The 10603-nt window shown below is 32.0% G+C and carries 8 protein-coding genes and 1 pseudogene; 1 reads left to right on the top strand and 8 read right to left on the bottom strand.

Annotation, left to right across the window (positions count from 1 at the left end):
• Nucleotides 1–122, top strand: a pseudogene (locus AC13CQ_RS05360) (IS982 family transposase); the annotation flags it as partial.
• Here the strand turns inward: AC13CQ_RS05360 and AC13CQ_RS05355 are convergent.
• The 8 genes from AC13CQ_RS05355 to bshA all read right to left on the bottom strand — a co-directional run bounded on the left by AC13CQ_RS05355 (nucleotide 119) and on the right by bshA (nucleotide 10575).
• On the bottom strand, nucleotides 119–412 hold the full coding sequence (locus AC13CQ_RS05355; RefSeq protein ID WP_482882728.1) for a hypothetical protein: 294 nt from the start codon (nucleotides 410–412) through the stop codon (nucleotides 119–121). The pseudogene AC13CQ_RS05360 and the gene AC13CQ_RS05355 sit on opposite strands and share 4 nt — an antisense overlap.
• Before the next feature lie 24 nt (nucleotides 413–436).
• Nucleotides 437–3940, bottom strand: a complete 3504-nt coding sequence (locus AC13CQ_RS05350; protein ID WP_008614076.1) for a TonB-dependent receptor — start codon at nucleotides 3938–3940, stop codon at nucleotides 437–439.
• A gap of 236 nt (nucleotides 3941–4176) precedes the next feature.
• Nucleotides 4177–5310 (bottom strand): FecR family protein, encoded by a 1134-nt coding sequence (locus AC13CQ_RS05345; protein WP_008614074.1) that lies wholly within the window; start codon nucleotides 5308–5310, stop codon nucleotides 4177–4179.
• A 70-nt stretch (nucleotides 5311–5380) separates the two neighbouring features.
• The gene (locus tag AC13CQ_RS05340) at nucleotides 5381–5950 is read right to left on the bottom strand and encodes an RNA polymerase sigma-70 factor (RefSeq protein WP_008614072.1); all 570 of its coding nucleotides are present in this window, start codon (nucleotides 5948–5950) and stop codon (nucleotides 5381–5383) included.
• A 437-nt stretch (nucleotides 5951–6387) separates the two neighbouring features.
• The gene (locus tag AC13CQ_RS05335) at nucleotides 6388–7338 is read right to left on the bottom strand and encodes a phosphoribosylaminoimidazolesuccinocarboxamide synthase (protein ID WP_008614059.1); all 951 of its coding nucleotides are present in this window, start codon (nucleotides 7336–7338) and stop codon (nucleotides 6388–6390) included.
• Between the two features lie 226 nt (nucleotides 7339–7564).
• Nucleotides 7565–8332: an SDR family NAD(P)-dependent oxidoreductase gene (locus tag AC13CQ_RS05330; RefSeq protein WP_008614057.1), complete on the bottom strand. Its 768-nt coding sequence runs from the start codon at nucleotides 8330–8332 to the stop codon at nucleotides 7565–7567.
• A gap of 112 nt (nucleotides 8333–8444) precedes the next feature.
• Nucleotides 8445–9383, bottom strand: coding sequence for a helix-turn-helix domain-containing protein (locus AC13CQ_RS05325; RefSeq protein WP_008614055.1), 939 nt, complete (start codon nucleotides 9381–9383; stop codon nucleotides 8445–8447).
• Nucleotides 9384–9444: 61 nt separating this feature from the next.
• Nucleotides 9445–10575, bottom strand: a complete 1131-nt coding sequence (gene bshA, locus AC13CQ_RS05320; RefSeq protein WP_008614053.1) for an N-acetyl-alpha-D-glucosaminyl L-malate synthase BshA — start codon at nucleotides 10573–10575, stop codon at nucleotides 9445–9447.
• Nucleotides 10576–10603 lie beyond the last annotated feature (28 nt).

The raw sequence follows: 10603 nt of genomic DNA, 5'->3' as shown, positions 1-10603 counted from the left end.
AATCTTTTGAGGGATTCAAAAACAGAATATTATCTAAGATTACGGCTATGACGGTCATTCAATATATAAACATATTTGAATTCAACAGAAATATCAATAACCTAAAAATCAATATTGCCTAAATGCACAACGGGTTATATTGGTCTATTTCTCCATACACTCCTCCATCATTTGCAGGAGTTTCATCATAAGCATCTTCTCCAGGTATTTCTCCTAATGCTGGAATTGCAATGTCATAATTTCCGCCAAACTGTAAGGTAGCATATACTGCATTTACTCCTTCTTCAAGTTCTGCTTCATTTGTATAAAAGTTATTTGCAACTTTGTCTGTATTTGGGTTTTGGATTAATTCTTTTTCACATGAAACTATAAAGAATAAGCCCCCTATCAATATTATTTTTAATATTCTCATCTCTGGTATTTTATCAGTTAATGATTAATATGCTATTCTTAATCCTACTAAATAGGTTTTTGCTAATGGATAATTAGATCCATCATTATATCCTGAAGTAAGAATATTGGACGATGTTCCATCTGGATTCCATCCTCTATAATCTGTCTTTGTAAATACATTATTTCCAGATACGTATAACTGAAGTTTTGATAAACGTAACCTTTCTAATATTGATTTACTAAAATCGTATGCTATTCTGATATCTCGAAGTCTGATATAATCTCCATTATTTTCCTCTACAACTACCGAGCTACGTAAAATTTTTCTAGAATTTGAAAAGTTTCCAAAATTAGGTTGCCCTAAAAATCCATCTGGATTGTTTACTGGATGGTATCGATTTTCAAAATAATACGTTGTAGGTACAGAAAAGCCTTCTCCAGCTTCCGTTAAAGAAGCCATATCTCCATCCATTAAAGTACGTCCTGAAACTCCATTAAAATTAAAACTAAAGTTAAAACCTTTGTAAGCTACACTTCCTCCAAAACCATAGGTAAAATCTGGTGTATATGTTCCTTTAGACACCTTATCATCATCATTAATCTTACCATCTCCATTAATATCTTTCACTTTGAAATCTCCTGTAAGTGTTCCCGATAAATGTGGGGTATTATCTATTTCTTGTTGAGTTTTAAAAACTCCATCTACTTCATATCCATATATTTCAGCAATAGAACCTCCAACTTTAGTAACAAAAAGTTGATCTCTTCCTGTTGCAATCTCTTCTTGTCCAGGTCCCAAAGCCAATACTTTATTCTGATATGACGTTAAATTAGCATTAAAGCCAAGTCCTACATTTCCTAGCATGAAATTTCTTCCGCTCAATTCAAATTCTAAACCCTTATTTTCCATTTCCCCTATATTGGCTAACACATTCTCATACCCAGTTTGCTGAGGAACAGGAACATTTAATAATAAGTCTTTGGTATTAGTTTTATAATAAGCCATGCTGAAGTTTAACTTATGAAAAAAGCTAAGATCTAGTCCAATATTCATTGCTGATGCTACTTCCCATCCTAAATTAGGATTTGGAGCAGATGTAGTTATATAACCAGCTGCTAGAGAATTCCCGTTAACATAGTTAGAATCTGTAACCAATGCGTACGATCCATAATTCCCTATTTGATTATTCCCTGTTTGTCCCCAACTTGCAGATATTTTACCAAAGGTTAGTATATCTTCTAAAGGCATAAACGATTCTCTAGTGAAAACCCATCCTCCAGATACAGAAGGAAAATATCCCCATCTATTATTACTACCAAATCTTGAGGAACCGTCTTTTCTTATAGCTGCGCTAAAAAGATATTTTGCATCATAGTCGTATTGCAACCTTGTAAAATATGACTCTAAAGCCCATATTGCTAAATTATAATTTGTAGTATGAGAACTTGCTCCTGCTATATTTTTAATATTATCATCGGCAAATCCAGTACCTACAGTACTTGAAAAATCTATGTTTTCCTTTTGAAATGTATAACCTGCTAATAAATCAAAATTATGTTTAGCTAAAGAAAAATCATAATTCAATGTGTTCTCTATTAAATAATTATATCTAGTTTGTTTATCCTGAGTAGCTTCGGCATCAGAACGAGGAGCTGGCGTTCTATATGAACCAACCGAGGATGGATAATAAAAATTGCGAGTGTAGTTTTCATAATCTCCGCCTAATGAAATTTTATATTTTAAATTTTTAACGATTTCAAAATCGGCAAATACGTTTCCAAATACTCTAAATTGTTGCCTATTATCTTTCACCATTGTTGAGGTTGCTAATAAATTTTCAACAGGGGTACCATTAATACGTACTCCTTCAATTTCTCGTTGCTCATTTATTATTTGCTCACTTATATTAATATCTCCATTGTCTGTATATGGACTGTAATAAGAAAAATTTAAAGGAACTAAGGCGATAGCTCCTGAACTTCTACTACCTTGATCTAATGCATTTTGATCTGTAAATGAAGGTTTTACACTTACACCTATATTTATCTTATCTGTTAATTTCGAATTTAAATTTATGTTAGCAGAATATCTTTTTAAATCGCTTCCTATAACAATTCCCTCCTGATTAAAATAACCTAAAGAAGTATAGAATTTTGTTTTTTCATTACCTCCTGAGGCTGAAAGGTTATAATTATACATTGCTGCAGCTCTAAAGGCAACATCCATCCAATCTGTATTTGTAAGACCTGGTTTTCCATCTAGGTAGGGTTGCAGAAAATCTAAATACAATTCTCGTCCGTCTATCCCTTGACCGTTTATAGTTTTAGTAACTCGAACAGAATTAGGATCTGTTGCGCTACGGTTTGCTGGATCTTTGGAAACATACCCCCAATTTCGTGCTTCTGTTATAAATTGTGCAAATTGGTATGCATCCACCAATTCTACACCAGAACTTTGTTCTTGCATCCCAACATAAGTATCTAACGTAATTGTAGTTTTTTCATTCTTACTCCCTTGTTTTGTAGTTACTAAAATAACCCCATTTACTGCTCTAGACCCATAAATAGATGCAGATGCCGCATCTTTTAAAACATTAACTGTTGCAATATCATCTGGATTAATTGAGTTTAATGAACTCCCTTCGGATAATGGAAATCCATCTACAACTATCAATGGATTTGTCCCCGCAGTTAACGTACCAGTACCTCTAATAACAATTTGAGATGCCGCTCCTGGTTGTCCATTTGATTGATTAACTACAACTCCTGACATTTTCCCCGCTAATTGTTGCCCTACAGATGATGACGCTACTTTGGAAAGTTCTTCTTCCTCTATTTTACCTACAGAACCTATTACTTTAGCTTTTGATTGTTGCCCATACCCAATTACTACTACCTCATCGAGTTTTGCAAAATCTTCTTCAAGTGTTACTGTTATATTTTCATTCCCATTTACTGCTACTTCTTTAGCTACAAATCCAATATAAGATACAACTAGAACCGCATCAGAATTAGTAAGTGTTAAAGAAAAATTCCCGTTAAAATCTGTGGTAGCACCATTAGTTGTTCCTTTTTCTAAAATACTAGCTCCTGGTAAGGGTTGCCCATTATCATCTAATACACTTCCATTTACAGATACTTGTACAATAGTAGTTTTTTGCGTTAAAACCTCTGTTTTAATATGCTTATTCGGCTTTAAAATAATTTGGGTTCCAACTACTTGGTAGTCTATAGAAGTATTTCTGAATAAATCTTGTAATACCTCTTCTATTGGCGATTTCTCTACCTTGATTGAAACACTCTTTTTGTAATCTATTTCATCGTCTTTATAAATAAATCGATAATCTGTTTGCGACTCAATAGCTGTTAGTACTCTATCTAAATTTACATTTTGGAGGTTAACGGATACTTTATCTTTTTGTCCGTAAGTTAAATTGGCGTTTACTTGAATTATCATGAAAAAAAATAGTACAACAGACAATTTCATTTTTAAAACATGACTTTGGTGAATAGGAATGTTTTTCCTAATCCTAGTTAGATTTTTCATATTTTTGCTTTTCTTAAAAATGTGGTTAAATAATTTAATCACTCTCTAAATCGGGAAATGTGGCTGCATTTTCCGATTTTTTTATATCAAGAGTTTCTTAGTTAGCTTTCATGTGCTTTTTTATTGTATTTAGTAATCATGCGGAACATCCAGATAAGCATTCCGATGTATGACTAAAAATTAGACATGGATGTTTCATTAGCTTTATTTATTCATAGACTCCATAGTTTTATGTGTTAATATATATTTACTTTATTATTGTTTATTTGATAATGAATTCCATAATATTGTTTAAAAGTTTCTAATACTTCTGGCAACGCCTTATCTTCATTAAAACTTGCTGTAAAAGTTAAATTTGCAATTGAATCTGTAGGCATATCTATTGACACATTGTAGTGTCTTTCTAATTTTTTCAAAATATTTCTAAATGGCATATGCTTAAATACTAACTCGCCTTGCATCCATGAGGTATAAATAGATACATCTGTTTTACCTATTGAGATATTTTCATCAGCCTTCTCCCAGATTGCCATATATCCAGGCTTTAAAAATGTAGTTTCTGTTTTTTTATCTTCATTTTCAGAATACAGCCCTACAGAACCTTCTACCAAAACTGTTTGTACGGTAGCATCTTCCTTATATGCCGACACGTTAAATTTTGTACCATAAACTTGTACTCCAAGGTTATTTGCTCTCACCACAAATGGGTGTAATGTATCTTTTGCTATTTCAAAAAATGCTTCTCCACTAATTAAAACCTCTCTGTGTTTTTGACCGTTAAAATTTGTTGGGTAAGTTATTCTACTCCCAGCGTTTAAGTATATAACAGAACCGTCTGCCAATTCTAGGTTAAATTGTTTTCCGTAGGGTACATTTAAGGTGTTATAAGAAACCGCTTCCGTTTCAATGTTATTAGCTATGTTTTTATATACAATCTTATTTAAACCTTTTACTCCTACCATTTTTCCTGTGCTACTTAGTATTTCTTCTTCAGAGTTTTCAGAAATAACCTTTATTGTACCATCATCTAACGTAAGTGTTATTGCATTTTCTGGAATGGATTTTTGCTGAAAGGAATTTTGAATTAAAAATATATACGCCCCTCCTAACAGCACTATAAAAATAGCTGCGTATTTATAATAAGTCCGTATTGATTTTGAAGATTTGGTCTTGCTCGCTTTAAGCTTAATTAATTCTTTATCTACATTAATTCGGGCTTCGGTTTCCTCAAAGGAATTAATAGTATTAGCAGTCTTTAAAATATTGTAAGTCTTCTGATTTTTATCACTACTAAGAATCCAATTTTCTACAGTCTCCGTTTCTGTAGCATCGGTTTTCCCTTCAATATATTTTTTTAATAATTCTTTCATTTAAAAAATTGCCTCTTTAATTATAGACGATTTAAAATGAAGAATTACCTAAACGAAATTTAGTTTTTTTTTAAAATAAATATGTAATGTATTCTTTTAAATGCAGTCGCATATGCTTTAAAGCATTTGCCAAATGATTATCCACTGTACGTGGTGAAATATCTAATATACTAGCTATTTCTTTTCGTTTTAAGCCTTCATACTTACTTTTTACAAATACTACTTTACATTTTTCAGGTAGTAACGCAATTGCTTCTTCTATCCTTTTACTCAACTCATTTTCTATCAGTAAAGAAGCTGCTTCGTCATTAATTAAGCCTTGTTGAATTTTTTTCTTTTGCTCGGAGAAATTTGATTTAACTTTTAAATGCTTTAAATGATCTAGGCAAGCATTCTTGGTTAAGGTATATAAGTAATTATTAAGATTATTGATTTTAGAGGCAGTATCTTTATTTTCTAAAAGTTGTAAAAATACATTCTGTACTATTTCTTCAGCATCTTCATTAAACACTAAATATCCTTTGGCAATATGAAACAGTTTTCCATAGTATAATTTAAAGATAAGATCAAACCCTTCTTTAGAGTTTATATCTATCTCAGAAGATAATTTTATGTTTCTATGAATTTTATAAGATGCCACTCTAGACGATACCTATTTTATAATGAGACTATTTTCTAAAAGTAAGCAAAAAAAACTATTTTTTATAAAAGGTAAGTTAATACAATGTTATTTGTGTTAAAACAAAAGTTATGTTTTACTTGATAGTATGGATGTCCAGATAACTCATAAGCCTTCTTTAGTTGATCTATTAAAATTGTCAATCTTAAAACGTAAAAGTTTCAACCACTTTTCTCCCTTTTGTTTCCCATATAGGTATCTAGAACAAAAAATACACAAACAAAAAAGCCTCAACATTTACTGTCAAGGCTTAAAATTTATCACTATTATATTATTAAATCAACTATCTTGATTCAAGCGCACGAGGCAGTCAAACCAAACAATCTTAATTTATTTCGAACTTAAGTTTTTCGGTAAACTCGGCACAGGCTTTGGAAATTAAACCCTCTATAAAGGGTTTATGCTTTTAAAAAATTGAGCACATTCTCTTCTATTCTCGATTGAATATTACTAACATCTGCTTTTACAAACTTCTCTCCTGTAATATTTTCATAAAGCTCAATATATCTTTCTGAAACAGACGTTATATAAGCATCGGTCATTTCTGGAATTTGCTGTCCTTCTTTCCCTTGAAAACCATTTTCTATTAACCATTGACGCACAAACTCTTTAGAAAGTTGCTTTTGTGCTTCACTTTTTTCTTGACGTTCTTCATATCCATCAGCATAAAAATAACGTGAAGAATCTGGGGTATGAATTTCATCTATTAAAACAATTTCACCGTCTTTTGTTTTTCCAAATTCATATTTAGTATCTACTAAAATCAATCCGCGTGCTGCTGCAATTTCAGTTCCTCTTTGGAATAATGCACGGGTATATTTTTCTAATACTAAATAATCTGCTTCAGAAACAATTCCCTTTTTTAAAATAGCTTCTCTCGAAATATCTTCATCATGATCTCCTTGATCTGCTTTTGTAGAAGGCGTAATAATTGGTGCTGGAAACTTATCATTTTCTTTTAGTCCTTCTGGCATTGTAACTCCACAAAGCGTTTGTTTTCCTGCTTTGTATTCTCTAGCTGCATGACCCGATAAATATCCACGAATAACCATTTCTACTTTAAAAGGTTCACAAAGCTGACCAACAGCTACATTTGGATCTGGAGTAGCTTCCAACCAATTTGGAACAATGTCTTTTGTAGCATCCATCATTTTGGTTGCAATCTGATTTAAAATCTGACCTTTGTAAGGAATTCCCTTTGGCATAATTACATCAAAAGCAGAAAGTCTATCTGTAGCAATCATCACTAACAAATCGTTTCCAATATTATAAACTTCCCTAACCTTTCCTTTATAAACACTTTCCTGATTTGGAAAATTAAAATCTGTTGCTGTGATGGTATTACTCATGAATAGTATTGTATTATTTTCTTGCTACAAATATAGGGGATATTTTAATTTTTGATGCCTTGTTTTTGATAGTTTAATTGGACAATAATTTAGTTAGGTAATTTAGAAACACATCAAAAGAAAAGGTCTAAAAAGCAATTTCCAATTGTCAAAAGGAGCTTAACAAACTCACTGCAACACGTAGAGATTAGATACTTTTTAGACCTTTTTTTTGCTATATCTGTTTTTAAACCATCATTCCCCCAGAAACCTCTATGCGTTGTCCGTTAATCCAGCGTGCTTCTTCGGTACATAAAAAAGCTACTACACCACCAATATCTTGAGGTAAACCAACACGACCTAATGCTGTTATACCTGCAATGTGATTGTTAATTTCTTTATTATCTCTTACACGTCCACCTCCAAAATCGGTTTCAATAGCACCTGGAGCTACTATATTGGCTGCAATACCTTTTTCTCCTAATTCTTTTGCCAAATATCTGGTAAAAACTTCTACTCCGCCTTTCATTGTTGCATAGGTAGAAGAACCTGGGAAAGAAAAACGAGCCAGTCCTGAAGATATATTGATAATTCGTCCCCCTTTATTTATAAAAGGAACTGTCTTTTGTGTTAAAAAGAAAACACCTTTTAAGTGAATATTAAGCATCTCATCAAATTGCTCCTCGGTAGTTTCTATAAAAGGTGCATACAATGCTGTTCCTGCATTATTTATTAGAAAATCAAAGTTGGGACTTCCTGTATGCTCTTGTAAATGATTAGTTACTTGAGTGATAAAAGCATCAAATGTAGCTATTTTTGAGGTGTCCAATTGGTATGCTATTGCTTTTTGTCCGATTGCCTGAATCTCGGTTACTACGTTATCTGCTTGTTCTTTATTGCTTCTATAAGTAAGTATGACATCAATCCCTTTCTTTGCAAGATTTATAGCCATATCTCTACCTAAACCTCTGCTCCCTCCTGTTACCAAAGCTACTTTGTTGTTTTCTGTTTTCATTTTTTTAATTATTAATTATTATTAAAATTTTGATAGTACAAAGTTCAACTAAAAACAAAGGGGACTGTTTGCAAACATCAAAGGATTGTTTGCAAAATTCAAATAATAAGATTTAAGAACGGAAACTAACTGGAGCTACAGAAGTTTGTCTTTTAAAGAAATTAGAGAAGTGAGCTACTTCTTCAAAGCCCAAACTATAAGCTATTTCAGAAATATTCCAATCGGTTTGCTTTAGTAAAATTTTAGCTTCTTGGATAATTCTACTACTTATAATATCTGTTGTTGTTCTCCCCATATTATCTTTAAGCACCTTGTTTAGGTGATTTACATGAATAGCCAAGCGCTCTGCATATTCTTTTGCTGTACGCAGTACTAGTTTTTGTTCGGGAGATTCTATAGGGAATTGACGTTCTAATAATTCTATAAATAAGGAGATTATCCTTGCTGATGCATTTTTATCGGTATGTAATTGTGTAGCTGGTTGTAATTTTTGTCCTTGATGAATAAGTTCCATTACATAATTCCGAAGCAAATCGTACTTATATACATAATTTGAAGCTATTTCTGTTTTCATTTTATTGAAAATCAGTTGAAGTTCCTCTGCTTCTTCATCTTCTATTTCAAAAACAGGATAGCCTCCAGATTTAAAAATAGGCAACTCGTCTAAAACTATTCCCGTTAAATTTTTTATTAAAAACTCATCCGTAAACACACAAAAAGAACCTGCTTGATTTTCTTCTAATGGAAACCAATGATACGGTACTTTTGGGGTAGCAAAGAGTAGTGCATTTTTTTCAATATCTATAACTTTATCTGCATACTCTGCCCTATTCTTCCCACGTATTAAACTTATTTTATAATAAGCTCTACGGTTATAAGGCATTATATTTTTACGTTTTACCTGCTTTATAGTTTCTGAAATATCGAAAATATTAAAATGCCCTATTTCTTTATTAATTCCAGGTGGTAATAAAGTATCTATATCTCTACCAGTAAATGCAGCAGCTTCTTTATAAAATTCTTCTAAGGAAGTACTTTTTAGTGTTTTCATAGAATTTGTAAAATTCAAAGATACCACAATTCTATAGAAAGTAACTCAAAGTTAAATTATACTAAAAAGCCTTTTTATAAGCTTTTTCATATATTTCTTCATACCTAGGGACTACTTGGTTAATATCAAACAAAGTAGCTTGTTCTCTAGCTTGTTTTTTATACTGATTTAAAACTTTATCTTCTTTTAAAATCTTAATAGCGTTATTTGTCATGGACTCTACATCGCCAACGTTGCTTAAATAACCGCTAAACCCATCTTTATTTACCTCAGGAATTCCTCCTGTATTACTAGATATTACAGGAACTTCATTTACCATTGCTTCTAATGCTGCCAAACCAAAACTTTCGGTTTCAGAAGGCAATAAAAATAAGTCGGAGAAACAAAGTATTTTATCTACTTCATTACTATTTCCAAGAAAAGCAACTTTGTTGCCAATCCCTAATTCATCACACAAAGCTTCTGCTCCTTCTCGTTCAGGACCTTCGCCTACCATTATTAGTCTGGAAGGAATTTCTTTTTGAATTCCGTAGAAAATATTGATTACATCTGAAATGCGCTTTACTTTTCTAAAGTTACTTATATGTGTTATTATACGCTCTTTATCTGTAGCCATCATCCCACGCTGACAATCAGTAAAGCTATGCTTATATTTAGATACATCTATAAAGTTTGGAACTACATGTATTTTCTTTTTTATATCAAAAAGTCGGTTTGTATCCTCTTTTAAACTTTGTGAAACTGAAGTAACCACATCAGATTTATTGATACTAAAAGTAACAGCAGGTTTGTAGAAAGGGTGATTTCCTACAAGGGTTATATCTGTACCATGAAGTGTTGTAACAATAGGAATCTCAATTCCTTGTGTTTTCAGCATCTTTTTAGCCATATAAGCAGCATATGCATGAGGAATAGCATAATGAACATGTAACACTTCCAGTTTATGAAGTTTTACCATATCCACTAATTTACTAGACAATGCTAGTTCATATGGTTGGTAATGAAACAATGGGTATTCTGGTACATTTACTTCATGAAAATGGATTTTTCCACTAAGTAATGCCAAACGAACGGGTTGTTTGTAAGTTATAAAATGAATTTCGTGTCCGCGTGTTGCTAAAGCCATTCCTAACTCTGTTGCTACTACTCCACTTCCGCCAAATGTTGGATAACACACAATCCCTATTCGCATACTTTTTAATTTAAATGAATATACTAAG

The organism is Galbibacter sp. L-19 (assembly GCF_056857615.1).
This window is presented reverse-complemented; position numbering and strand designations above follow the sequence as displayed.